Here is a 23,501-nt window from a genome sequence, read left to right as displayed (position 1 = left end):
ACTAAAGAATTATATACAAATGCAATTTTGTCGCACAATCGCCAGCACCGCCTTCGCCACCCTTGCCTTCAGCCCGCTGTCAGCAAAAGCCAACGAATCCTTCGAATTACCCGGACAACAAGTCACAGGTCAGCGACTCAATACTGAATACAGCAGCGACACCGCCAGCACCGCCAGTAAAAGCGCGGTGCCGATCATGCAAGAAGCACAAGCGGTACAAGTCGTGACAGAACAGGTGATCGAGGATTTCCAGGTCAATAGCCTGGATGATGCAATGAACTTCGTCAGTGGCATTACGCAGAGCAATACCTTGGCAGGCAGCCAGGATGGCTTTGTCAAACGTGGTTTCGGTACTAATGCCGATGGCTCGATCTTGCGTGACGGCATCCGCTCCAGCTTATCGCGCAACTTCAGTGCAACCACCGAGCGCGTCGAAGTCCTCAAAGGCCCCGCCTCTCTTCTGTATGGCGCACTGGAACCGGGCGGATTGATCAATGTGATCAGCAAGAAACCCGAATACCTGTGGCATAGCCAGATCAGTGGAGAAACCTCCAGCTTCGGCGGCGGCAGCGCAATGCTCGATGTCACCGGTCCTTTAGCCGATAGCGGCTTTGCGTTTCGCTTTATTGCCGAGCGCCAGCATGAGGATGACTGGCGTAACTCGGGCGAGGATGAACATACGCTTATCGCGCCGTCTGTGAGCTGGACCGGCAATGACCTGACGCTGAGCCTGGCCTATGAGCGCAAGGAATATTCCACGCCACTGGATCGCGGCACCGTGATAGTCAATGGCAAACCCGCGCACGTGGACTACAACAAGCGCTTTAGTGAATCCTGGTCAAAGGCTGAAGGCACTGATGAGTTGGTCACCGCCAAGGCTGAATATCAGATCAACCCTAACTGGCTGACCCGCCTGACCTACGGCTGGAATCAGGAGGACTATGACTACGCCGAAGCCCGTCCGGCCTCGCTGGATGAAAGCACTGGCGACCTCACTCGCCGTGCTGACGGCAGTGAATTCAAGAACCAGACGCACTACCTGGCATGGGACTGGATTGGTCATTCACAGTTGTTCGATCAACGGCATGATGTGCTGATCGGGGCTGACACCGAACGGGTTGATAACTTTCGTGGCGACACCTATCGCGGGCGCAACAGCACTGGTTTCAATATCTATAACCCGCAATACGGCAACCTCGGCGAACCGTCGCTGATCAGCCAAGCGCAAAGTGATCGCAGTGATGAGCTGCACTCGCAGTCGGTTTACTTCAAGGATAACTGGCACCTGAATGATCAATGGATTGTGGTGCTGGGCGGTCGCTATCAGCGCTTCGAGCAGTATGTGGATCAAGGTCGTGGCGATGAATACGTGAAAACCACTGATCGTACTGACAATACCTTCCTGCCTTTCGCCGGATTGGTTTACCAGCTTAACCAGCAGGTGTCGCTGTACGGCAACTACAGCCGCTCGTTCGTGCCCAACTCATCCGACGCAGATACCGGTGAATCCTTTGACCCGGAAGAAGGTCGCAGCTACGAGCTGGGCGTAAAGCTCGACCTGCAGCCAGGCATTAGCGCCAGTGTAGCGCTGTTTGATATTGAGAAAGAAAACGTCGTGGTCAGCAATAACGGCAGCTCTGAAGCCGCCGGAAAAGTTGGATCGGGTGGTGTCGAGTTGGACATCAACGGCCGCATCGCCGAACACTGGAACCTGCTTGGCACCTACGCCTATACCGATACAGAAATCAAGGACGACCCGCAGAACCAAGGCAACGAGCTGGTCAACGCCGCGAAAAACGTCGCCAGCTTGTATCTCTCCCATGATCTCGATATCAACCCTGAAACAGGCAACTGGCGTGTGGGAGGCGGCGCCCGTTATGTCGGTGAGCGCGCAGGCGACAATAGCAATTCATTCTGGCTCGACAGCTACACCGTGGCCGATGCCTTTATCGCCTGGGACAGCACATTGCTGGGCGACAAGACCCGCGTTCAACTCAATGTGCGCAACCTGTTCGATCAGCATTACTACCCATCGAGCGGTGGCAACCTGCGGGTCAACGTGGGTGAGCCGCGTGAAATTCGACTCCAGGCCAGTGTCGACTTCTAGGCATGCAAAAAAGCCTGAGCTGGCAGCCCCCTGCCAGCTTATAAAACCCTTATGATTCAGCGCCGCAGATGATCAGCCCGCTGGAACCGTCGAATGTTGTCCGCTGTTAAACGCTACAAACTCAAATTATCAGGCGCCTTGCTTCGCTACTTTCCGCGAACCGCAGCCTACTTGCGCGCTGAAGACGGCAACCTGCTGCGCCACGGCACCGGTGCTGCAAAGCCTCGGAGCAAAAGCCCGGCTAACCCAAAAAAGAAAACGGCCAATAAAGCGCGCAAAGCTGCCAGCGCTGGCCCCAGGAAAATCACTGAAGGCATCTATGGCCCGGCGCCACTGCCGATTTCCGAGCAACAGATTCAAGCCATGCGCGACCAGGTCCGCAAGGCGGCCAGTGCGGGCGTGGTCAGCCTGCCCTCCGATGAGCAGTGGGCAATGATTCTCAACACTGCCCCGTTAACCCGTGTGTTTGCAGGCGCAGGCTCAGGCAAGTCGAGCACTCTGCTGCTGCGCCTGGTATTTATGTTGTGCCACTTGCAGATCAAGCCCGAGCAGCTGACGGTAATCTCCTTCACCAGCGCCTCATGCGAGCAACTGCGCAAGCAGCTGCTTGATCTGCTGAGCTTCTGGCAATACCCCTTCGACCAAAGCCAGGCACGCCAATGCGTGCGTACCTTCCACTCGGCCATGGGCACCCTGGCAACAGCGCTGCTGGGCAAGCCAAGCTGGTTCGAGCAGCTCAACGACAAGACCGCCAACCCCAACGAGCTGGATAACCCGCTCACCGCATCACGCCTGGGGGCCGCCCAGCAACGCCTGCTGAAACAAGCCTATCAAGCCTGCTACGACGCGGAACCCGAATTCCGCCAGCAAGTTCACCAACTTTTGAGCTTACCCGCTCCACCGACCCCGGCAGATAACGCCAAAACCAAACCGGCAGGCAAAGCGCCGCTGGATACCTACAAGCTAAAAGGCGAGTTCAGCCCTGCGCCCTTGTTTGAGGCTTTTTACGCCCAGATCAACTTTATCCAAAGCATCGGCATTCACATCGCTGGGCTTGACCCGGCAAAACTGCAATGCAGCGCTCAAGAGCGTTTATTCATGCAGGCACTGGTGGCTTTCAATCGCTACTTTGAAACGGCGCTTAAAGAACAAGACCTGCTCACCTTCAACCTGGCCTTTGAGCAATTGACGCAGCTGTTCAATGGCAACAAGGGTGCATCGGCCAGCGCTGCACTGGAACCGTTCCAGCATTTGTTGATTGATGAGTTCCAGGACATTTCACCGCAAATCGTGAAATGGCTACAGGCCGTGCAGCGTAGCCTGGCCAAGCAAAAACAAGCGGTCAGCTTGATGGCCATTGGTGATGACTGGCAATCGATCTATGCCTGGCGCGGCAGCTCCCCGGAACTGTTCATGAATTTCGATAAGCACTTCCCCAGCAAGGGCAAATCGAAAAAAAGCAGCGTTTTGCTGATGACCACCAATTATCGCTCGATCGACCCCATCATTACGGCAGGCGAGCAGGTGCTCAAGGGCGTTGAGCTCAAGCAGAACAAAACCTGCCAGGCATCGCGGCCTACCCAGCCCGGCGAACACGGGGTCAAGGTTGTCAGCCGCTTTGATATCAATCGACGCTTGCCAGAGCTGCTTGAACAAATCAGCGAGCAATGCAGTTACGCAGCCGAGCAGAGCAAGCCAGAGAAAACCGCTGTGCTGTTATTGAGCAGGGCCAATCACACACTCAAAGCCATACAAGCCCAGCTCGACAAGAAACTACCAGTCAAGGGCTACACCATCCACCGCGCCAAGGGCCTGCAAGCCCAGGTTGCAATCATCGTCGACGACTGCAAGGCGCCGGATAGCTATCCGCTGCGCAACGCGCTCTATGCCTATTCTGGCTATTTTGTGAACAGCTACGATCAGGCCATGCGTGACGAAAGCCTGCGCCTTGGCTATGTCGCCATAACCCGCGGTGTAAGCCGGGTATTTTGGTATACGCAAAAGGTACAAGGCGCTACCCAGTTACTGGCGGCTAGAGGTTGAGGCTCCCTTGATAAAGGTTGCAAGCAGCAGCGAGTAAAAGATGCGAAAAAGCGATCAAGGTCGCGCTCGAATTCAGTGGCCTAGTGTTGCTCACCCTTGGTGCAGGGCATCTGTTCAGGCAGTGCGATCCAGGCGTTCGGCCAGCTCGCAAAAGAACTCGACATACTGCTGATGACCACCGCCAAAAATCACATCCAGGCGCAACGGGTCGGCAGGATCACTAATGCCTTGCAGTGCTGGCCACGGCGCCAGGTCGGGCTCGGCGATACGCCGTTGCAAGAACTCGACATCGACGCCAGGACGACGCACTTCGCCTGCGCTGCTGTCGATATAGACGACCTTGTTGTCACTTGCGAACGCCTCGCCCAGGGCCTGTACCAGGTGCAGAAAACCCCGGTCACTACCCCCGCGCGAGAATGCCTGCGAGCCTGGCTGGGCGATTGAACTGACGGTGTCACCAACGCCGACAATGCGTGGCATCAATTGCGGATCAAATTTATCCAGCGCCAGCGTGAGCAGCTCGGCCTGGGTGCCCGGCGCTTGGCGGGCATTGAAATCTTCGCCAAGTGGATAACTGGCGGTCTGGGCAAAATAGTAGTGATTGAGCAGCACCAGCAAGCCAACTTCCTTGACCGCACCGCTGAGCATGAACTGGAAATCAGTGGTACCCGCATGGTTATCGGCGCCCAGCTTGAGGCGCTCATGCCCCGTTGCATCACGCCCGGAGTTTGGCGCGTAATGGGTGAAGAAGCTGGCGCCCAGCCCCTGCTTGGCTGCCAGCCCATGCAGGCTTGTCATAAAGGCGGCGATATCTTGCTGTAACTGTCCATAGATATCCGGTTGCGCATTGAAGTGCTGGTAAAGCACATTGATATTCAGCGTTGGCGACACTCGATTATCCAGCACGGCCGAGGCCAACAACTCGCTAATCAGTCGATCATCAAGCCCATAGGCTGAACTCGCCAGCAAGCTGCGCAAAAACGATTCCGACCTGTCCGGCACTTGTTGCAAAAAAAGCAGCTCGGCTTCACTGATCCCCGGATGGGAGACCCTGGCAAAGCGATCCTGAAACTGCACGCCACCGGCTGCCAGGCCTGGCAGGTACAACCCGCGCTCTCGTGCTTGAGCAGCATCGCCCACGCTCTTTTCGACAATACTGTTCACGCCGCGCCGGCCAATGTGTTCGCCGTTGGTCAACACATAAAAGCGCCCGGCCAAGCGCGCGGCAGCTTCAATGTAGTCACGCTCTATCACCCGTGTAAGCGGGTCGCGGACCAGGCCCATGCAAACGCCGTCAAGATCCTGGACAATCAACAAGCGCTCGGTTGTGGCCAGCGAGTTGAGCAGTTCGGTGGAGTCGAGGGAATACCCTGTTTGATAATCAAGCATCGCCCTATCTTACGTGCTGGGGCTGGCAGCGCCAAACCGGCATCCCATCCGCAATGCCTGCTTGAGAGTTCCACCGCCGGGTCAGGCGTTGGCTTATCCAGTTATTTTTCATCGCCATCGGGCTTATAGGCTAACTTTATCTAGGCAGTTCCCAAGCAACCGCTGAACCGCAATCAAGGCGTTCTGAATACACTTGAATGCGCCAGGGAAGAAATCAGATGCTTATTGGCAATGCATAAACTGCGCTTTGGAGAATTCGATGTTCAAGTTTCTTAAAACAACTGCACTCGGCGGCGTCTTGTTTATTTTGCCGCTGATTTTAATTGGCGTGCTCATCGAAAAAGCAGTGCATTTGCTGCGAGGCCCGATTAGCAAGATGCTGCCGGTATTCGACCATCACAGCGTCGCAGGCATTACCGCGCTGACGATTACCGCACTGCTTGCATTGTTGCTGCTGTGTTTTCTGGCGGGCTTGCTGGCGAAGACCAGGGCGGCGAAACGGGTTCGCGACTCCATAGAAGACAAACTCCTCGACAACGTACCCGGTTACCGCCTGATCAAAGACACAATGGCGCGCATGGCCGGGGTTGAAGAAGAGGTCAATACCCAAGTCGGGCTCTATGTTGATGGCGATATTGTGCAGTTCTGCCTGATTGTCGGCAGCGCGCCTGACTGGACCTCGGTGTTCATCCCAGATGGCGGCTCTGCTGGCCTGACGGCAGGAGCGGTACAGATCGTGCCTTCGGCGCATGTCCACCCGACCGAGCTGAGCTGGTTTGAGGTACTCAAATGCCTCAAGCGCAATGGCCACGGCAGCATGGAACTGGCTCAGCCCTGGCTGCCAGGGTCGCAGCCAGATTAGCAAGGGGCCCAGCCGAGACAGCCCTCAGAGATCGACCCGCACCACGCGCACGGCATAGCCCAGGCGCTCGGCGAATTCATCGATAAATGCCTGCTTGAACACCGCATCGGCCCAGTTATTGAAGATAAACCCCAGGTTGGAAAAGCCGCAGGGCTGCAAGTAAAGAAACCCGTTGATATCGTCTTCATGGCGACATTCAGGGCAGATAAAGTTATCGGTGTATCCCGGCATCCAATTCTCAAGGCTGTCGCACAATGCCTCGCCGATCTCCTGCCTGCATTCGGGGCAACCGGCCTCTTCCTTGAAGCCCTCCTGCGGAGTAAAGATGCAGCGACGGGTGACGATCTCCAAACCGTTGACCGGCTGCGCAAAGGGCAACAACTCCGGGTGCTCGACCACACGCCGCGCCCCCGGCGCAATGGCATAGGCCATCTTCTTGAACGTACGCCCGCACGTGGTCATTTGCGCTTCGATGATGTTTTGCTGCCCCGGCCAACGCACAATCAAGCGCGCCCGCCCCTCGTGGCCCGGAAAGCTGGATATCTGCGGAACAACGATGGCTTGCTGGTCGTTCATTTAACCTGCTCTGCTGAAGTTTTCGATAAGTAAAAGCCGCGCAGTTTAATCGCGCCAGTTTCTGGATCAAGACAATCTACCGACAGCGGTTTAAAGCCTTTATCATGCGCCCATGATTAAAGATCCGTTCCAGCGCTTGGGCCTCGACCGCGAGGTGCTGAGCGTCAGCCAACTGAATAACCGTGCACGCCTGCTGCTGGAGGACGTGTTCAGCGGCATTTGGGTCGAAGGTGAAATTTCCAACCTGCCAAAGCCTGCCTCGGGTCATGTCTACTTTACCCTTAAGGACCGCCAGGCTCAGGTGCGCTGCGCCTTGTTTCGCCAGAGCGCGGCCCGGGTTCGCCAGGAGTTGCGCGACGGCCTGGCGGTAAAGGTGCGTGGCAAGGTCTCGCTGTTTGAAGGCCGTGGTGATTACCAACTGATTCTCGATACCGTGGAGCCCGCCGGTGACGGTGCTTTGCGCGCGGCATACGAAGCCCTCAAGGAAAAACTCGGCGCCGAGGGCTTGTTTGCAACTGAGCGCAAGGTCGCCCTGCCCAGCCACCCAAAGCGCATCGGTATCATCAGTTCGCCCACTGGCGCGGTCATTCGCGACATTATCAGCGTGTTTCGCCGCCGCGCTCCGCAGGTTGAACTGGTACTGATCCCGACCGCCGTGCAAGGGCGCGAAGCCACGGGGCAGATTGTCCGCGCCTTGCAACTTGCCGATCAGCAGCAATTCGATGCGCTGATCCTGGCCCGCGGTGGGGGCTCGCTCGAAGACCTCTGGTGCTTTAACGAGGAAGTGGTAGCGCGAGCTATTGATGTCTGTATCACGCCACTGGTCAGCGCGGTTGGCCACGAAACAGATGTTTCCATCAGTGATTTTGTCGCCGATGTTCGCGCCCCGACGCCCTCCGCTGCCGCCGAACTGCTCGCCCCGGACAGCTCGGAGCTGGTGCAACGCCTGAGTAATCTGCATCGACGCCTGGTGCTGCGCCTGCAAAGCCGTCTTGAGCGCGAACGATTGCGCCTTGAAAGCACCAGTCGGCGCCTGCGCCATCCGGGTGAACGGCTGCGCCAGCAAGCCCAGCAACTGGACGACCTGGACATGCGCATGCAACGTGCATTCGAGCAGCAATTCAACAGCCGCAAAGAACGCCTGGCCTATCTGGACAGGCGGTTGATCACCCAGCACCCCGGCCGCAATCTGCAACTGCTGCGACAGCGCCTCGACAGCTTTGCCCAGCGCTTGCCCAAGGCCATCAACGACGCTCTCAAGCAGCGCCGCTTGCAGCTACAAAGCCAGATGAAAACCCTCAACGCGGTAAGCCCGCTGGAAACCCTCGGCCGTGGCTACAGCATCTTGCTTGATGACAATGATCGAGTGGTGCGCAAGGCCGCAGACACCCAGCCTGGGCAACGCTTGAAAGCCAGGCTCGGCGAAGGCGAACTGGCTATTCGGGTCGAGGACAATCACATCGCTCCGACGACCTTGTCGCTGCTGGATTGACGCCAATGCGGATTAACCAGCGGGCGCTGGCCTATTTGAATGAAGTCATTCACCACCGCTCGTTGCGGCGCGCCGCCCAGCATTTGAATATCGACCCTTCCGCGATAAGCCGGCAGATAGCCGCACTGGAGCAGGAACTTGATACGCGCCTGCTTGAACGCACGGCGCAGGGCGTCAGCCCAACCGAGGCGGGTGAGATGCTGGTTGCCCATTACCGCCAGCAGCAAGCCAACGACCGAGGCGTGCTGTCGCGCTTGTCCGATTTGCGCGGGCTGCGCCAGGGCCATGTACGTATCGCCGTGGGTGAAGGCTTTATTGCGGACCTGATATCACAGCCCCTGCAGAGTTTTATCCTCAGCCATCCGGGTATCGACCTGGAAGTAAACATGGCCGGTGCCAATGAAGCCATTGGCCTGGTCAAAGAGGATGCGGTGGACTTTGCCCTGGTTTATGCACCCGCCGAAGATGACTCGTTGCATGTCCATGTCGACACCCTGCAGCCGCTCGACCTGATCACCCCACCCGACCACCCGCTGGCGCAATCGACATCGCCTGTCAGCATGGCGGCATTGCGCAATGAGTCCCTGGCCTTGATCCACAACAGCACCGGCATGGGCCAGTTGGCCGTGATCGTCGCTCAACTGGAGCACCTGCAACTGCGCCCCAAGTTGCGCACCAACTCAGTGGCGGTGCTGGTCAATTTCGTAAAGTCAGGCATTGGCGTGGCCTTTATGCCGGAACTGACAGTCAGTGATGAGTTGCAATCAGGCAGTATTCGCCGCTGCACCCTGGCCAACCGTGCATTGCGCGATGCACGGGCACGGATTGTCAGCCACAAGGGCCGGGAACTGACGGTCGCCAGCCAGGCCTGCCTCGAGCATTTGCGCGACGGCATGCGTTTTTTCAACGATCACGCCCCCAGTATCCGCGATAGAAAATAGCGTTTGTCGGCTGCGCACCGAGTTTCACAATGTGGGGATAGCGTTGCATTTAATGCATCACTCAAAGGCTTGAATAGTCAACACGACAACAGCTAGTTTCTCCCTCAGGAAATCTCAGGCTTCACACAACAACAACCTTTCCCATATTCCGAACTCGCTCTGCCACAAGGAAAATAATATGCATTCGATTCTGCGTCATAACCTTGCCCGTCGTTTCACCGCCGGATTGCTGTTCACCGCGATCTCGCTGGCAGGGGCCGTCGCGCAAGCGGCAACCGAAATCAACCTGAGCTACAACGGCGCCGCTGACAGCGAGAAAAACCCTGTCCACCTGTTCGCCACCAACCTCAAACGCCTGGCCGAAGAAAAAAGCGCCGGCGACCTGAGCATCAAGCTGTACCCAAACAGCATGCTCGGTGAAGAAGAGCAGCGCATGGAGCAAGTCATCAGCGGGCCAGGTTTGAACATCGCATCCTTTGCCGGTATTGCGCCGCTGTTTCCTGAAATCTATGTCAGCGCCATTCCGTTCATGTTCAAGGATGCCAGCGCCGCCCATAAGTTCTTCGATCAAGGCCAGTACTGGAAAGCCTCCAAGGCCGAGTTCAAGGAGCGCACAGGCACTCAATTGCTGGCGGTTGTCGAGGAAGGCGGCTTTATCAACTTCACCAACAATAAAAAGCCAATCAAATCGCCTGACGACTTTGCCGGCTTGCGCTTTCGCGCAATGGACCCAAGCCAGGTGGCGCTTTATGAATCATTCGGTGCATCGGGTACGCCAATTCCCTGGACCGAACTGTACATGGGCCTGCGCACGGGCGTAGCTGATGGCCAGATGAACCCGGCCTCCTACATCATCATGGGCAGCCTGTATCAGGTGCAGAAGTACCTGACACTGGCCAACATCCAGTATTCCGACCAATTCCTGGTGGCCAACGGCGACATGCTCGATTCGCTGTCTGAAAAAGACCGTGCTGCACTGCTCGAAGCCAGTAAAGAAGCCACTCGCCTGAACCGTGAAGCCATTGCCAAGCAGGAAGACACCGACCTGGCATTCCTCAAGGCCCAGGGCATGGAAGTGATCCAGCCGGACGACAAGGACCTGGCGGCCTTCCAAAGCAAAGGCCAACCGGCGTACCTGTCCTGGCTCAAAGAGCAGAATATCGATGCCAAGTGGATCGATATGGCGCTTGAAGATACCGGCCTCAATCACGCCCAGTAAAACGGCTAACCAGCACCCCGCCCGACCGGGGTGCTGACGCCTATCCGGAGTCACGTCACCTATGCACTCGCTACTACAGCGCAGCAGCAGCGTCCTGCTGAACCTGGGCACCTTGCTGCTATTGCTCGATCTGTTGTTACTCAGCTACGGCGTGTTTGCGCGCTATCTGATTGGCAGTTCACCCATCTGGATGGACGAACTGGCGCGCTACCTGATTATCGGCAGCGTCATGATGGTCATGGGCACGCTCTGGATTCGCGGCGGACATATGCGCATCAACCTGCTTGAGCAGCACCTGCCGCACAAATTGGCCAGGATAGTAAAACTTTATCAGTGGTTGATTGCCCTGTGCTTTTTCGCTTTTGCGACCTGGGCAAGCCTCCACTATGCCCTCAACGCCAGCCGTTTTCGCAGCATGGGCCTTGGCGTCAGCCGCATGTGGCCATTGCTCAGCCTACCTATCGGCTTTGGTTTGCTGACCCTGATGATTCTGATTCAAGGCCCACAGCAGAGACAGCCGCAAGCAGAACAAGGAATAGCACCATGATGGGCCTGGCCATGATCACAGCCTTTGCCGTTAACCTGGTGCTGGGCCTGCCGCTGTTCCTGTGCTTGCTGCTAACTGCATTGGTTGGTTTTCTGTTTGTTGACCCCAACCTGTTTTTCAATACCTTGCCGCAGCGCTTCTATGGCGGCATGGACATTTTCTCGCTGATGGCCATTCCATTGTTCATTCTGGCGGGTAACCTGATGAACAGCTCGGGCATGACGCCACGCCTGATGCGCCTGGCCAATGCGCTGGTCGGTCACTTCCGTGGCGGCCTCGGGCACGTCAACGTGGTCGCCGGGGTATTCTTTGCCGGGGTCAACGGTTCTGCCGCTGCCGATGCTTCCGCACTCAGCACCCTGCTGGTTCCAGCGATGGAAAAGGAAGGCTACTCGCGCAAATTTGCTGCGGGACTTACCGCTGGCAGCTCGCTGATCGGGCCTATTATTCCGCCCAGTATCTTCATGATTCTCTACTCGTCCCTGACCAATACCTCGGTTGGCGAGCTGTTTCTTGCAGGGGTGATTCCAGGCTTGGTGCTAGCCCTTGCGTTTATGACCATCAATGCGATCTACGCTCGAAAAGCAGGCCTCGAAGCGCAGCACAAGGCCCCGTCATGGGCGGAAGTGCTGGCCGCTGTGGCGGGCGCATCAACGGCCCTGGTTGCCCCTGTCCTGATCGTCGCCGGGATTGTCCTGGGCCTGGTTACACCGACCGAGTCTGGCGCAATCATTGTCCTGTATGTCGCCCTGATTGGGATTATCCAACGTGAGCTCTCGCTTAAAGGCTTCTGGACTTCGATCCAGGAAACAGTGCAATTGACGGCCAGTATCTACGTGATCATTGCCGCCGCATCGGTGGTCAACTGGCTGCTCAACTATGCCCAGGTTGCCAATGAGTTTGCGATGCTGCTCCAGCCATTCAACCACTCACCGACCCTGATGTTGCTGGTCATCAGCTCGATCATTTTCATTTGCGGGATGGTGATGGAGGAAGTGTCGGTACTGATGCTGCTCACGCCAATCATTGCTCCGGTTGCCCTGGCTGCCGGTGTCGACCCTGTCCACCTTGGCCTGATATTTACCCTCAATATCACCATTGCAATGATTACGCCGCCGATGGGCTCGTGCCTGTTCATTGTGGCGACCATCAGCAAATTGAGCATCACCGAGATGTTCAAAGGGATCTGGCCCTTCATCGCCGTGGCATTGGCCGTACTTTATATCCTGATCCTGTTCCCGTCCTTGACCCTGTGGTTACCGCACTTGCTGAGCTAACAAGATGAATGCAAATACAGCCATACCGCACAATCCTGAACCCGACTGGCACGCTGTAGCTGCGTTGCCCATTGTCGAGTGTAATCAGCCACTGCAAGCACTTGGCCTGAACCGGGCGCTGACAGTACACCCGGCTTATTACAAGCTCGGAGTCCCGAATGCAATTGCCGAATGCTACGTGCGCAGCGAAGTATTCGAGCGCTTGTTGCAAGTAACCAAGTGGCTCCCAGCAGGCATCCGTTTGGTGGTGCTGGATGCATGGCGACCATTCGGCGTGCAGCAATACCTGTACGACAGCTTGTGGGATGCGCTCAGGGACTATCACCCGCAAGCGGATACCGCCCAACTTGAACACCTGACGCGCCAGTTCGTGTCGCCACCAAGCACCAGCAGAACGGCGCCCAGCCCACATTTGACCGGTGGCGCGGTGGACGTATCGCTGTGTGACGAAGACGGTCGCTGGCTCGACATGGGCACCGGCTTCGATGAGGCCAGCCCGCTTTCGGCTAGCCACTACTTCGAGCAGATCGAACAGCCCGACGAGCAACAAATACGCATTCGTGACAATCGCCGAATACTCTATAACGCCATGCATGCTGCAGGTTTCAGCAATCTGCCCAGCGAGTGGTGGCACTACGACTACGGCGATCAGTTATGGGCCTGGCACAAGGGGCTGGATGCAGCCATATATGGACCGAGCCAGGTTCAGTCACTGGACAGCCTGTGGCGCCAACAGTTGGAAAAACAGATGCAGGCCGGCCAGGTCAGCTAAGCCCCCTTCAGGTGAAACGACACCTCGCGCATTGCCGCTCCGGACACTGGCCAAGACATAGCCCTTCACAGCGCACCGGCTTTAATGCAAGCATTGCAGCTTGTATTTCCCTGGATTGAGTCTTCTATGCCTGGCCTGCGTTATCTGTTGTCTTTGTGTGTACTGCTTGTGGCCCTGCCAGTCAGCGCCCAGGGTTTTATTACCCGCCTGCTTGACCAACCCGTGCCTGGCGGCGTGGCCGTGGTTGACCTGGGCAATGATGCCAGCGCCCCACGCGCGACTTATCACGGCAAGCCGGTACTGGTGGTGAAGGAAGATCAACAACGCTGGATTGCGATTGTCGGCATCGCGCTGAGCACCAAGGCAGGCACTGACACGCTTCAGGTCAGCAGCGCACAAGGTGATAAAACCCTGAGTTTCGAGGTCAAGCCCAAGCACTACAAAGAGCAGCACATCAGCATCAAGAACAAGCAGCAAGTCAATCCCAACGCCGCGAACCTCAAGCGCATCAACCGCGAACTGGCCGAGCAGAACGCAGCCTATGACCAGTTCAGCCCCCGCCAACCCAGCAACCTGTTGTTTGATCGCCCTGTCAGCGGTGCACTTTCAAGCCCTTTTGGCTTGCGTCGTTTCTTTAACGGCGAGGAGCGCAACCCACACTCCGGGCTGGACTTTGCCGCACGCAGCGGTACGCCAATCAAGGCACCAGCAGCCGGCAAGGTGATACTTACGGGCAACCTATTCTTCAATGGCAATACGGTATTTATTGATCACGGCCAAGGCTTGATCAGCATGTTCTGCCACCTTTCACAGATTGGCGTAAAGGTCGGTGACGAAGTGCCGCGCGGCGGGGTTATCGGCAAGGTCGGCGCAACCGGACGAGCCACAGGAGCACACCTGCACTGGAACGTCAGCCTCAATGCCAACCGGGTCGATCCAGCGATTTTTATTGGTGCATTCAAACCTTGAGTTACAGATAGGCCCTGCACATGCCACGGAGCTTTGCTAAGGTGCTCCGGCTTTTATCGAGGTAAGCAGGAGTCGTTATGCAACAAAAGCTGGCCAATGCCCTGGAATGGCTACAGCAACACCCGGATCTATACACCTCTATCGCGCTCGCTGCGCTGGTTGTCGCCGCCATGCTGTGCAACTGGCTGGTCAAGCGCGTGCTCGTGCGGGGCCTGCATCTGGTAGCGGGCAATACCCGCTTGTGGCGCGTGGCACACATCAGGGAAAGTGGCGTAATCAAGCGCCTGTCCAACATAGTCCCGGCACTGATCCTGTCCAACGGTATACGGGTTATCGAAGGCCTGCCCGAATCGCTGGTAACCATTGTCACCAATGTCTGCAGCGCCTTCATCGTATTGACCGTGGCACTGGCGATCAACGCGATACTCAACATAATCAACACCCTGTACCAGCGCCGCCCCGACGCCCACCAGCGGCCGATAAAGGGCTATATCCAGGTCATTCAAATCGTCATTTCACTGGTTGCGCTGATCCTGATAATCGCAGCGCTGATCGACCGCTCGCCGGTAATTCTGTTGTCTGGCCTGGGCGCCATGGCAGCCGTATTGATGTTGATTTTCCAGGACACCATCTTGTCGCTGGTCGCCAGCATCCAGATCTCATCCAACGACATCGTTCGAGTTGGCGACTGGATCGAAATGCCGCAACTCAATGCCGATGGCGATGTAATAGACATCGCCCTGCACATGGTCAAAGTGCAGAACTGGGATAAAACCATCACCAGTATTCCCACCCGGCGCTTTATCACCGACCCATTCAAGAACTGGCGAGGCATGCAGGAATGCGGCGGAAGACGGATCAAGCGCAGCCTCTTCCTCGATCAGTCGAGCATTCACTTCCTAAGCGCCGATGAATTGGCGCACCTGCAACAAATGAAACTGCTTAAACAGTACCTGAGCGATAAAAACACCGAAGTCAGCCAATGGAACAAGGCGCTCGCTGGAGACGCGGAGGTTCAGGCCAACACCCGCCGCCTGACCAATATCGGCACCTTGCGTGCCTACATTGAAAACTACCTCAAGCATCATCCGGATATCCATCAGCAGATGACGCAACTGGTCCGCCAGCTTGCGCCGACCGCCGAAGGCCTGCCAATCGAAATCTACTGCTTTACCACGACCATATCCTGGGGCCGTTACGAAGGCATTCAATCGGATATTTTCGACCATATGCTGGCAATACTGCCGGAGTTTGGCCTGCGTGTTTACCAGCACCCAAGCGGTGCTGACATGCGCGAACTGCGCCACCAGTCCCTGTTCGGCCAACCCAGCTGAAGCGGCCCGCGGGCCTTGGGTCAGGCGTAAGGTTTGACCCAGGGCCACATCAAGCAATAGTTAAGCAATATTTCTTTCAAACCCGCAATTAAATATCGGAAAACCTCTAACCAAGACCAAAATCACCAATTTTACAAGCATGCTTGCCAGCTTTAACCTGGCGCAGTAGTGTAGACCCATGAATACTTCTCACACCCTGTTTCTGCAGCGGCAACATACCAATCTGTGTCTGGTCAGCCAGCGACTGCGTAGCTAAGACTGCTGCCCTCGCCCCTCGCTACCCATTGACCCAACCTGTGCCTATCAGGTCGCCGCTTCCAAGGATTTATCATGAGCATGCTTAAAGACCCATCACGCAAATACCGCGCCTTTACGCCAATCAATTTGCCTGACCGTACCTGGCCGTCAAAGACCATCACCGAAGTGCCCATCTGGTGCAGCTCTGACCTGCGCGATGGCAACCAGTCTCTGATTGAGCCCATGGACGCCGAAAAGAAGATGCGCTTCTTCAAGACCCTGGTTCAGGTAGGCGTGAAGCAGATTGAAGTTGGATTTCCTTCTGCTTCGCAGACGGACTTCGACTTTGTGCGCACCTTGATCACTGACGGACATATTCCAGACGACACCACTATCCAGGTGTTGACCCAGGCCCGTGAAGACTTGATCACCCGCACCTTTGAATCACTCAAGGGCGCTAAAAAAGCCATCGTTCACGTATACAACGCGACAGCACCATCGTTTCGTCGCATCGTGTTCAACCTCGACAAGGCTGGCGTGGTCAATATCGCGACCAGCGCCGCCAAGGTCATCAAGCGCCTGGCCGAACAGCAGCCTGAGACCCAGTGGACATTCCAGTACTCGCCAGAAATATTCTCTTCGACCGAGCTGGATTTCGCCGTTGAAGTCTGCGATGCGGTGCTCGATGTCTGGCAACCAACCCCGGACAACAAGGTCATTCTCAACTTGCCGACCACTGTTGAAGTGGCGACGCCAAACGTCTATGCCGACCAAATTGAATGGTTTGGCCGCAATATCAGCCGTCGCGACAGCGTCTTGATCAGCCTGCACACCCATAACGACCGGGGCACGGGCGTTGCAGCCAGTGAGCTGGGCTTGATGGCTGGCGCCGATCGCGTCGAGGGCTGCTTGTTTGGCAACGGCGAGCGCACCGGCAACGTAGACTTGGTCAACCTGGCGTTGAACCTCTATACCCAGGGCATCAATCCAGGCCTGGATTTCTCCGACATTGACGCCGTGCGCAAAGTGGTCGAAGAATGCAACCAATTGCCGGTTCACCCACGTCACCCTTACGTCGGTGACCTTGTGCACACTGCATTCTCCGGCTCGCACCAGGATGCAATCCGCAAGGGCCTGGCCCAGCAGCAGGAAGACGCCATTTGGGAAGTCCCTTACCTGCCAATCGACCCGGCCGACATCGGTCGCAGCTATGAGGCCGTGATTCGCGTCAACAGCCAGTCCGGCAAAGGCGGCATCACCTTCCTGCTCGAACAGGAATACGGCGTGTGCTTGCCGCGACGCATGCAGATCGAATTCAGCCAGGTGGTGCAAAAAGAAACCGACCGCCTGGGCCTGGAAATGACTGCCGAGCAGATCTACAGCCTGTTCAAGACCGAGTTCCTGCAAGCCTCCAGCCCCTATGCACTCAAGGGCCATCGCCTGCAGGAAGAGAACGGCACCAGCGCGGTAGACGTTGAAGTCATCAGCAACAACGAAACCAAGCACTGGAGCGGAATCGGCAAAGGTCCGCTGGAAGCCTTGGTCGCCGCCCTGCCCTTCGATGTAGAGATCATGGACTACTCGGAGCACGCAATTGGCGCAGGAACAAATGCAAAGGCCGCCGCCTATATCGAACTGCGAATGGATGGCGGCCGTGCGCTGCATGGTGCGGGCATTGACGAGAACCTGACCACTGCCAGCTTCCGCGCCCTGTTTAGCGCTCTGAATCGTGCCTTGGTCCAGGCTCAGGAAGCGGCGTAACAGCTCGCCCGAGAAACCTTGCAACCAACAACCCCGCCAATTGGCGGGGTTGTTTGCTTCTGGATACAGGCAAGCCCCTAGAACAAGCTCAACAACAACGTAAGCTCAATAATGGTTGTCAGTATGACCAGCAGTAATAACAACCAGATGCCCAGCACTCTCCAATTCGAATAACGCCCGTGGGCTTGCCATCCGGCTGAGCCGCTAAAGCAGAACCTGGCATAGACAAGCATCACCAAGACTTCGGGGACAATCAACAGCTGTGCACTAAAGGTTTCGGGATGCCAACTGGAAAGACTGAAAGTCGCAACAAACAGGCCAATGGCAAGGCTCCAGAGCCTCAATAATTGGTTGCCGCGGCCCAGTACCTTGAAATTATGCTGCATCACAAAAGCACCGGCCAAAGGCGAGCCCAGGAGCGTGGCCAGGCCAACCGCGGGTACCGAGTACAACCTGACACTCGCAACCTCGTCAGCCCCAGCGCAACATGGTGTTCGCTCCAGCGTGCCGGGTGACGGGGAAACAGGCATGTAAAACCTTCAACCAAGGGTGAATATATCGGCATCACGATCAGCTGGAAAACGCTGGCGATACTCGGCCAAATCAACCCCCTTTAGAGTAAAGCGCAGCACTCCTGTTACATCCTGACCGTCCAGCATGACCTCACCCTGAAAATCAATCACCTTGGAATCACCGCTGTAGGCATGCCCCTTGCCATCGGTGCCAGTGCGATTGACTGCCGCCACAAAGCACAGGTTTTCAATCGCCCGAGCTGGCAGCAGGCGATTCCAGTGATTTCGCCGCGCCGCCGGCCAGTTGGCGGTATAGAGCAATAGATCCGTATCACTCGCATCACGGCTCCAGACCGGGAACCGCAGGTCGTAGCAAATCAGCGGGCGAATATTCCAGCCCTTGAGGCTGAACAAGGCCTGCTGTTGACCAGCGGCAAAGTGCTTGTGCTCACCGGCCATGCGAAACAGATGACGCTTGTCGTAATGCTCGACTGAGCCATCAGGGCGCGCCCATAGCAGCCGGTTGCGATAGCTGCCGTCTGCCGCCTGGATGATCAGGCTGCCAGTCACCACAGCATTCATCCGCGCAGCCTGCTCCATCATCCACTGGCTGCTCGGGCCGCCCTCAGGCTCGGCCAGTACCGCTGAGTCCATCGAAAAGCCAGTACTGAACATCTCTGGCAGGATGACCAGATCAGCCCCCTCGACGGCTGCCAGCATCTGTTGGAAATGCTCTCGGTTGGCGGCCGGGTCTTGCCAGGCCAGATCACTCTGGACCAGCACAAGATTCAGGTCCGGCAAAGTCGTTAAATCGCGCATAATTTCTCCGCGGCTTGGCACAAGGTGTCTTCACGTTTGGCAAAGCAGAACCTGACAAGACGTAGATCTTTCGGAGCCTGCTGATAGAAAACCGATACGGGAATGGTCGCCACGCCATGCTCGCGCGTCAGCCATTCAGACATGGCCACATCATCAAGATCATCACGAATGGCCGAGTAGTCAGCCAGTTGGAAATAAGTGCCGGGCGTGGGGCTGAAGCTGAAACGCGAATCCTTGAGCAAACCGCAGAACAGATCGCGCTTGGCCTGATAAAACCCTGGCAGTTCGTCAATGTGCTGTGGCTGTTCACTCATAAAGTCAGCCAAGGCCCATTGCAGCGGAGTAACGCCGCAAAAGCTGACATATTGATGGACCTTGCGCAGCTCGGCGCTCAATGCAGGCGGGGCAACCACATAACCTGTCTTCCAGCCGGTCACGTGGTATGTCTTGCCAAAGGAACTGACCACGAACGCACGCGAATAGAGCTCTTCATGCGCCAAGACACTGGTATGGGAAACACCATCAAAGACCAGATGCTCGTAAACCTCATCGCTGAGCACATAGATATCGCGACCGCGAATCAGCATGGCCAGTTGGTCCAGCTCTGCCCGACTGATCAGCGCCCCACTGGGATTATGCGGGCTGTTGAGGATAACCAGGCGCGTTTTATCACTCAGCGCATCGCTGAAGCGTTGCCAGTCGATCGAGAAATCCGGCAAGGCCAAGGGCACATGAATACAACGACCGCCGGCAAGCTCGACCGAAGGCTCGTAGCTGTCATAGCTGGGGTCAAAGACAATCACCTCGTCACCCGGGCGGATCAGCGCCTGAATCGCACAGAAAATCGCCTGGGTAGCGCCCGGTGTAATAGTGACCTCGGTTTCGGCGCTGACCGTGCGACCATAACAACGGCCAATCTTGGCGGCGACTTGCTCACGCAGCGCCGGTAGACCGGTCATGGCGGTGTATTGGTTGTGACCCGCCGCGATATGTCGGCCGACGGCGTCACGCAGTGCCAGCGGCCCATCAAAGTCGGGAAAGCCCTGCGACAGGTTCAGGGCACCCGTTTCCATGGCGAGCTGGGACATGCGGGTAAATATAGTGGTGCCAACATTCGGCAATTTGCTGATGATCATCACACCTTCCTGCTGCACACGCCTGGCTAGGCGATTCATAACCGCAGGATAACGGATCGCACAGGCATGAAAAAGGCGCCCGTCAGGCGCCTTTTTAAACAGAGACCAAATAGCCGTGCTAGCGCTTGTCCTTACGCTTTTTCTCGGCTTTCTTGTGGTGGCTCATCAAGCGACGCTTCTTGTTCACTTGACGATCGGTCAGGGTATTTTTATTGCCCTCATAGGGGTTCTCGCCACCTTTGTATTCGATGCGGATCGGCGTGCCGACCAGTTTCAACACCCGGCGATAGGTATTTTCCAGGTAACGCGAGTAAGCGCGGGGCACCGACTCGACCTGGTTGCCATGGATCACGATCAGCGGCGGGTTGGCACCGCCCAAGTGAGCGTAACGCAACTTGATCCGGCGGCCATTGACCAACGGTGGCTGGTGCTCGCGTACCGCATCCTCGAGGATCTGGGTCAAACGGTTGGTCGGCCAGCGGGTGATGGCTGACTGGAACGAAGCCTGTACCGACTTGTACAAGTGGCCCACACCCGTGCCGTGCAACGCCGAAATAAAGTGGATATCGGCAAAATCAACGAAGAACAGGCGGCGCTGCAGCTCTGTTTTCACATAGTCGCGCTCGCTTGGCTCCATGCCATCCCATTTGTTCAGGGCGATAACCAGCGCACGACCACTTTCAAGTACGAAACCAAGCAGGTTCAGGTCATGATCGACCACGCCCTCGCGCGCATCCATGACGAATACGACCACGTTGGAATCTTGAATCGCTTGCAGGGTTTTGACCACCGAGAACTTCTCGACAGCTTCAAAGATCTTGCCACGTCGCCGCACACCTGCAGTATCGATCAGCGTGTACTTCTCATCATCACGCTCGAAGGGGATGTAGATACTGTCGCGCGTAGTGCCCGCCTGGTCATAGACAATAACCCGGTCTTCACCGAGCATGCGGTTAACCAGTGTCGACTTGCCAACATTAGGACGGCCGATGATTGCCAGCTTGATACCGTCTTTCTCGCTCGGACCAGGGATGCGCTTGGCTTCTTCGCCTTCGGCAACCTCTTCTGGTTCTTCACCCTCCTCCAGCTCCCCGGCGTCTTTCGGAAAGCGACTGAGCACGGCTTCAAGCATCTGCGAGATTCCGCGGCCATGGGCACCGGCAATCGCCAGGGATTCACCCATGCCCATCGCGGCAAACTCGGCACGTGCCAGATCAGGGTCGAGATTATCGACCTTGTTGATGATCAGGTGGCTGTCCTTGTTGCGCTTGCGCAGGTGCTCGCCGATCATTTGATCCGAAGCAGACAAGCCCGCCCGCGCATCGACCAGGAACAACACCACATCAGCTTCTTCGATGGCCTGTAGCGACTGCTCGGCCATCTTCGCGTCAATACCTTCTTCATCGCCGGAAATACCACCGGTATCTACGACAATGTAAGTGCGTCCCTGCCACTTGGCCTCGCCATACTGGCGATCACGGGTCAAACCCGACAGGTCACCGACGATAGCATCGCGGGTCCTGGTCAAGCGGTTAAATAGAGTGGACTTACCGACGTTTGGTCGGCCCACCAGGGCAATTACGGGAACCATTAGGCTCTCCACTTCGTTATTTCAGAAAATACAAAGGCCGCTGCATGAGCAGCGGCCGGAATTCAAAGCTGGGCCTGGATGCTACAGATGCAGCATAGACAAGCCCGTCAGTTGCCAGCTATTTAATGGTGTAAGCAACCAACTTGCCGCTGTTACCAAATACGTACAGCCAGTCGCCATCCACCAGCGGACGTGCGCGTATGCCATCACTGTCAACGTGCTCACGACCGACAAAGCGTCCATCAACCTGACTGATCAAGTGCAGGTAGCCTTCAAAATCGCCAAATACGACATAGCTGGAGAACACTTCAGGCGCTGACAGTTGGCGACGAGCCAATGCATCATTGCTCCACAGAGCCGATGCTGAACGCTCATCCACACCTTCAACAGTGCCATTGGCCAAGCAGACATAGACGGTACCGAAACCCTGGGCCACGCCTACATAGCTGGACGCTTCACGCTGCCAAAGCACACGGCCCGACTCCAGGTCCAACGCGGCAACCCGCCCCTGGTAGCTGACTACATAGAGCTTGCCGCCGGAAAGCAGCAGGCCACCGTCGATATCCACCACACGATCCAGTTCGGAGCGGCCTTGTGGAACGGCAACACGCTGTTCCCAGACCGGTATGCCGCGCTGAGCGTCCAATGCAATGACCCTACCGCTGGACAAAGCAGCAATAGCCAGATTATTGGTTAGTACCGGGGCACTGGTTCCGCGCAATGTAAGCACCGCCGGGGTGTTATCAAAGCTCCAGCGTTGATTGCCAGTGTCCGCATCAAAGGCGACCAGCCGATCGTCCTGGGTTTGCACCAAGACGATATCACCATTGGTCGCCGGGGCCGAAAGCACTTCACTATTGACCCGAGCGCGCCACTTTTCTTCGCCAGTCGAGGAGTCCAGGGCAATAATCTCGCCTTTGAGAGTCCCCAGCATCACCAGGCCATAGCCTGCGCCCACAGCACCAGAAACTGGAAGCTCCAGGTCGTCTTCCCAGATCACGTCGCCAGTCATGCGGTCCAGGGCCATGACAACACCCTCGACGTCAGCGGCGAAGATCTTTTCACCTTCGATCGCAGGCTCGAGCATATTGAACGTTTCGCCTTGGCCATCGCCAATCGAACGGTCCCATTGCTCATCAAGCTCAACTTCGGCTGTGAAGTCAGGCAGTTCTGCTGGCGGCAGTTCCTTCTTGCTAGTGCTACTGCAGCCCACGACCAGCAAGGCCAGGCTCAGTAGTGCGACATTCTTCCAACGTATCACGTCACGCATCCCCTTTCGCGAGGTCGTCCAGCTTGATTTGCAAGCCACCAACCGCAGCATCTTCTGACAGAGCAGACTTGGCTTTTTCGTAGGCCGCGTGCGCATCGTCAGTGCGACCCAGCTTGACCAGCAGGTCACCCTTGAGCTCTTCGCGGCTGGCCAGATAGGCCTTATCAGCATCGCCATCAAGCAGTTTCAAGGCTTCTTCGGTCTTGTCTTGCGCGGCCAGCACACGGGCCAGGCGTTGACGTGCCAGCTCTTCCAGCGTCTCGTCGGCCGGTTTGTCGACTATGCCTTGCAGTGCGTTGGCGGCATCATTCAACTCACCAGCTTCGACCGCAACCTTGGCCACGAACAAATTGCCGTACTGCGCGTAATAGGTGCCACCGTACTCGCTGTTCAGCTTGCCAGCCAGCTCGGCGACTTTACCGGCGTCGGGCTTGCCACTTGGATCAAGGGCGGTTTCCAGCAATTGCTGGTAAATCATTGATGCGCCTTGTGACTGGTTGGCCTGGTACTTCTGCCACCCCTGCCAGCCCAAGACTGCAATCAGCGCCAGCGCGCAACCCGCCATCACCGGCTTGCCGTTTTGCTGCCACCATTCCTTGATTACCGCTAATTCTTCTTCGTCGTTACGCGAAACCACCCCAATACTC

At 56.7% G+C, this 23,501-nt stretch carries 20 protein-coding genes; 12 read left to right on the top strand and 8 right to left on the bottom strand.

What is annotated here, in order from left to right; all coding sequences use genetic code 11:
• The first annotated feature begins 19 nt into the window (after positions 1-19).
• Complete coding sequence (locus PSES9_RS0104800; protein ID WP_010484640.1) at positions 20-2,107, top strand: TonB-dependent siderophore receptor; 2,088 nt, start codon at positions 20-22, stop codon at positions 2,105-2,107.
• Between the two features lie 93 nt (positions 2,108-2,200).
• Complete coding sequence (locus PSES9_RS0104795; protein ID WP_010484638.1) at positions 2,201-4,150, top strand: DEAD/DEAH box helicase; 1,950 nt, start codon at positions 2,201-2,203, stop codon at positions 4,148-4,150.
• Positions 4,151-4,264: 114 nt separating this feature from the next.
• On the opposite strand, the gene stpA is transcribed toward PSES9_RS0104795, so the two are convergent.
• Positions 4,265-5,539 carry a glucosylglycerol 3-phosphatase gene (stpA, locus tag PSES9_RS0104790; RefSeq protein WP_010484636.1) on the bottom strand — a complete coding sequence of 425 codons (1,275 nt, stop codon included), beginning with the start codon at positions 5,537-5,539 and terminating at the stop codon, positions 4,265-4,267.
• A 259-nt stretch (positions 5,540-5,798) separates the two neighbouring features.
• Here stpA and PSES9_RS0104785 point away from each other — a divergent pair, with 259 nt between their 5' ends.
• Complete coding sequence (locus PSES9_RS0104785) at positions 5,799-6,401, top strand: hypothetical protein (protein WP_010484633.1); 603 nt, start codon at positions 5,799-5,801, stop codon at positions 6,399-6,401.
• A gap of 24 nt (positions 6,402-6,425) precedes the next feature.
• On the opposite strand, the gene PSES9_RS0104780 is transcribed toward PSES9_RS0104785, so the two are convergent.
• Positions 6,426-6,977: a hypothetical protein gene (locus PSES9_RS0104780; RefSeq protein ID WP_010484631.1), complete on the bottom strand. Its 552-nt coding sequence runs from the start codon at positions 6,975-6,977 to the stop codon at positions 6,426-6,428.
• Positions 6,978-7,089: 112 nt separating this feature from the next.
• On the opposite strand from PSES9_RS0104780, the gene xseA reads away from it, so the two are divergent.
• The 9 genes from xseA to leuA all read left to right on the top strand — a co-directional run bounded on the left by xseA (position 7,090) and on the right by leuA (position 17,526).
• Positions 7,090-8,469, top strand: coding sequence for an exodeoxyribonuclease VII large subunit (xseA, locus tag PSES9_RS0104775; protein ID WP_010484630.1), 1,380 nt, complete (start codon positions 7,090-7,092; stop codon positions 8,467-8,469).
• Between the two features lie 5 nt (positions 8,470-8,474).
• Complete coding sequence (locus PSES9_RS0104770) at positions 8,475-9,410, top strand: LysR family transcriptional regulator (protein ID WP_010484628.1); 936 nt, start codon at positions 8,475-8,477, stop codon at positions 9,408-9,410.
• Positions 9,411-9,588: 178 nt separating this feature from the next.
• On the top strand, positions 9,589-10,629 hold the full coding sequence (locus PSES9_RS0104765) for a TRAP transporter substrate-binding protein (protein WP_010484626.1): 1,041 nt from the start codon (positions 9,589-9,591) through the stop codon (positions 10,627-10,629).
• Between the two features lie 61 nt (positions 10,630-10,690).
• Positions 10,691-11,176 carry a TRAP transporter small permease gene (locus PSES9_RS0104760; protein WP_010484624.1) on the top strand — a complete coding sequence of 162 codons (486 nt, stop codon included), beginning with the start codon at positions 10,691-10,693 and terminating at the stop codon, positions 11,174-11,176.
• Positions 11,173-12,453, top strand: coding sequence for a TRAP transporter large permease (locus tag PSES9_RS0104755; protein WP_010484622.1), 1,281 nt, complete (start codon positions 11,173-11,175; stop codon positions 12,451-12,453). Before PSES9_RS0104760 ends, PSES9_RS0104755 begins: the two co-directional genes overlap by 4 nt.
• 4 nt (positions 12,454-12,457) lie before the next feature.
• Entirely contained in the window at positions 12,458-13,225 is a 768-nt protein-coding gene (locus PSES9_RS0104750) for a M15 family metallopeptidase (RefSeq protein WP_010484620.1), read from the top strand.
• A gap of 126 nt (positions 13,226-13,351) precedes the next feature.
• Positions 13,352-14,194 (top strand): M23 family metallopeptidase, encoded by an 843-nt coding sequence (locus PSES9_RS0104745; protein ID WP_010484619.1) that lies wholly within the window; start codon positions 13,352-13,354, stop codon positions 14,192-14,194.
• Between the two features lie 77 nt (positions 14,195-14,271).
• Entirely contained in the window at positions 14,272-15,528 is a 1,257-nt protein-coding gene (locus PSES9_RS0104740; RefSeq protein WP_010484616.1) for a mechanosensitive ion channel family protein, read from the top strand.
• Positions 15,529-15,858: 330 nt separating this feature from the next.
• Positions 15,859-17,526 carry a 2-isopropylmalate synthase gene (gene leuA / locus PSES9_RS0104735; protein ID WP_010484614.1) on the top strand — a complete coding sequence of 556 codons (1,668 nt, stop codon included), beginning with the start codon at positions 15,859-15,861 and terminating at the stop codon, positions 17,524-17,526.
• Between the two features lie 77 nt (positions 17,527-17,603).
• On the opposite strand, the gene PSES9_RS0104730 is transcribed toward leuA, so the two are convergent.
• The 6 genes from PSES9_RS0104730 to PSES9_RS0104705 all read right to left on the bottom strand — a co-directional run bounded on the left by PSES9_RS0104730 (position 17,604) and on the right by PSES9_RS0104705 (position 23,491).
• On the bottom strand, positions 17,604-18,056 hold the full coding sequence (locus PSES9_RS0104730) for a hypothetical protein (RefSeq protein WP_138943015.1): 453 nt from the start codon (positions 18,054-18,056) through the stop codon (positions 17,604-17,606).
• Between the two features lie 9 nt (positions 18,057-18,065).
• Positions 18,066-18,857 (bottom strand): amidohydrolase, encoded by a 792-nt coding sequence (locus PSES9_RS0104725; RefSeq protein WP_010484610.1) that lies wholly within the window; start codon positions 18,855-18,857, stop codon positions 18,066-18,068.
• A complete protein-coding gene (locus tag PSES9_RS0104720; protein WP_010484609.1) occupies positions 18,845-19,993 on the bottom strand; it encodes a pyridoxal phosphate-dependent aminotransferase in 1,149 nt (382 codons plus the stop codon). Before PSES9_RS0104720 ends, PSES9_RS0104725 begins: the two co-directional genes overlap by 13 nt.
• A gap of 118 nt (positions 19,994-20,111) precedes the next feature.
• Positions 20,112-21,584 (bottom strand): ribosome biogenesis GTPase Der, encoded by a 1,473-nt coding sequence (gene der, locus PSES9_RS0104715; RefSeq protein ID WP_010484607.1) that lies wholly within the window; start codon positions 21,582-21,584, stop codon positions 20,112-20,114.
• A gap of 118 nt (positions 21,585-21,702) precedes the next feature.
• A complete protein-coding gene (gene bamB, locus PSES9_RS0104710; protein WP_029529373.1) occupies positions 21,703-22,854 on the bottom strand; it encodes an outer membrane protein assembly factor BamB in 1,152 nt (383 codons plus the stop codon).
• Complete coding sequence (locus PSES9_RS0104705) at positions 22,847-23,491, bottom strand: tetratricopeptide repeat protein (protein ID WP_010484604.1); 645 nt, start codon at positions 23,489-23,491, stop codon at positions 22,847-22,849. Before PSES9_RS0104705 ends, bamB begins: the two co-directional genes overlap by 8 nt.
• Positions 23,492-23,501 lie beyond the last annotated feature (10 nt).

Origin of the sequence: Pseudomonas sp. S9, from assembly GCF_000222125.1 — a bacterium.
Lineage (GTDB): Bacteria > Pseudomonadota > Gammaproteobacteria > Pseudomonadales > Pseudomonadaceae > Aquipseudomonas > Aquipseudomonas segetis.
This window is presented reverse-complemented; position numbering and strand designations above follow the sequence as displayed.

Bases quoted from the DNA above. Each gene is read 5' to 3' on its own strand.
- PSES9_RS0104800 (WP_010484640.1), top strand. From the start codon at position 20: ATGCAATTTTGTCGCACAATCGCCAGCACCGCCTTCGCCACCCTTGCC.
- PSES9_RS0104745 (WP_010484619.1), top strand. From the start codon at position 13,352: ATGCCTGGCCTGCGTTATCTGTTGTCTTTGTGTGTACTGCTTGTGGCC.
- PSES9_RS0104780 (WP_010484631.1), bottom strand. From the start codon at position 6,977: ATGAACGACCAGCAAGCCATCGTTGTTCCGCAGATATCCAGCTTTCCG.
- der (WP_010484607.1), bottom strand. From the start codon at position 21,584: ATGGTTCCCGTAATTGCCCTGGTGGGCCGACCAAACGTCGGTAAGTCC.
- PSES9_RS0104725 (WP_010484610.1), bottom strand. From the start codon at position 18,857: ATGCGCGATTTAACGACTTTGCCGGACCTGAATCTTGTGCTGGTCCAG.
- PSES9_RS0104755 (WP_010484622.1), top strand. From the start codon at position 11,173: ATGATGGGCCTGGCCATGATCACAGCCTTTGCCGTTAACCTGGTGCTG.
- PSES9_RS0104795 (WP_010484638.1), top strand. From the start codon at position 2,201: ATGTTGTCCGCTGTTAAACGCTACAAACTCAAATTATCAGGCGCCTTG.
- stpA (WP_010484636.1), bottom strand. From the start codon at position 5,539: ATGCTTGATTATCAAACAGGGTATTCCCTCGACTCCACCGAACTGCTC.
- PSES9_RS0104770 (WP_010484628.1), top strand. From the start codon at position 8,475: ATGCGGATTAACCAGCGGGCGCTGGCCTATTTGAATGAAGTCATTCAC.
- PSES9_RS0104765 (WP_010484626.1), top strand. From the start codon at position 9,589: ATGCATTCGATTCTGCGTCATAACCTTGCCCGTCGTTTCACCGCCGGA.
- PSES9_RS0104720 (WP_010484609.1), bottom strand. From the start codon at position 19,993: ATGATCATCAGCAAATTGCCGAATGTTGGCACCACTATATTTACCCGC.
- xseA (WP_010484630.1), top strand. From the start codon at position 7,090: ATGATTAAAGATCCGTTCCAGCGCTTGGGCCTCGACCGCGAGGTGCTG.
- PSES9_RS0104730 (WP_138943015.1), bottom strand. From the start codon at position 18,056: ATGCCTGTTTCCCCGTCACCCGGCACGCTGGAGCGAACACCATGTTGC.
- leuA (WP_010484614.1), top strand. From the start codon at position 15,859: ATGAGCATGCTTAAAGACCCATCACGCAAATACCGCGCCTTTACGCCA.
- bamB (WP_029529373.1), bottom strand. From the start codon at position 22,854: ATGCGTGACGTGATACGTTGGAAGAATGTCGCACTACTGAGCCTGGCC.
- PSES9_RS0104785 (WP_010484633.1), top strand. From the start codon at position 5,799: ATGTTCAAGTTTCTTAAAACAACTGCACTCGGCGGCGTCTTGTTTATT.
- PSES9_RS0104760 (WP_010484624.1), top strand. From the start codon at position 10,691: ATGCACTCGCTACTACAGCGCAGCAGCAGCGTCCTGCTGAACCTGGGC.
- PSES9_RS0104740 (WP_010484616.1), top strand. From the start codon at position 14,272: ATGCAACAAAAGCTGGCCAATGCCCTGGAATGGCTACAGCAACACCCG.
- PSES9_RS0104750 (WP_010484620.1), top strand. From the start codon at position 12,458: ATGAATGCAAATACAGCCATACCGCACAATCCTGAACCCGACTGGCAC.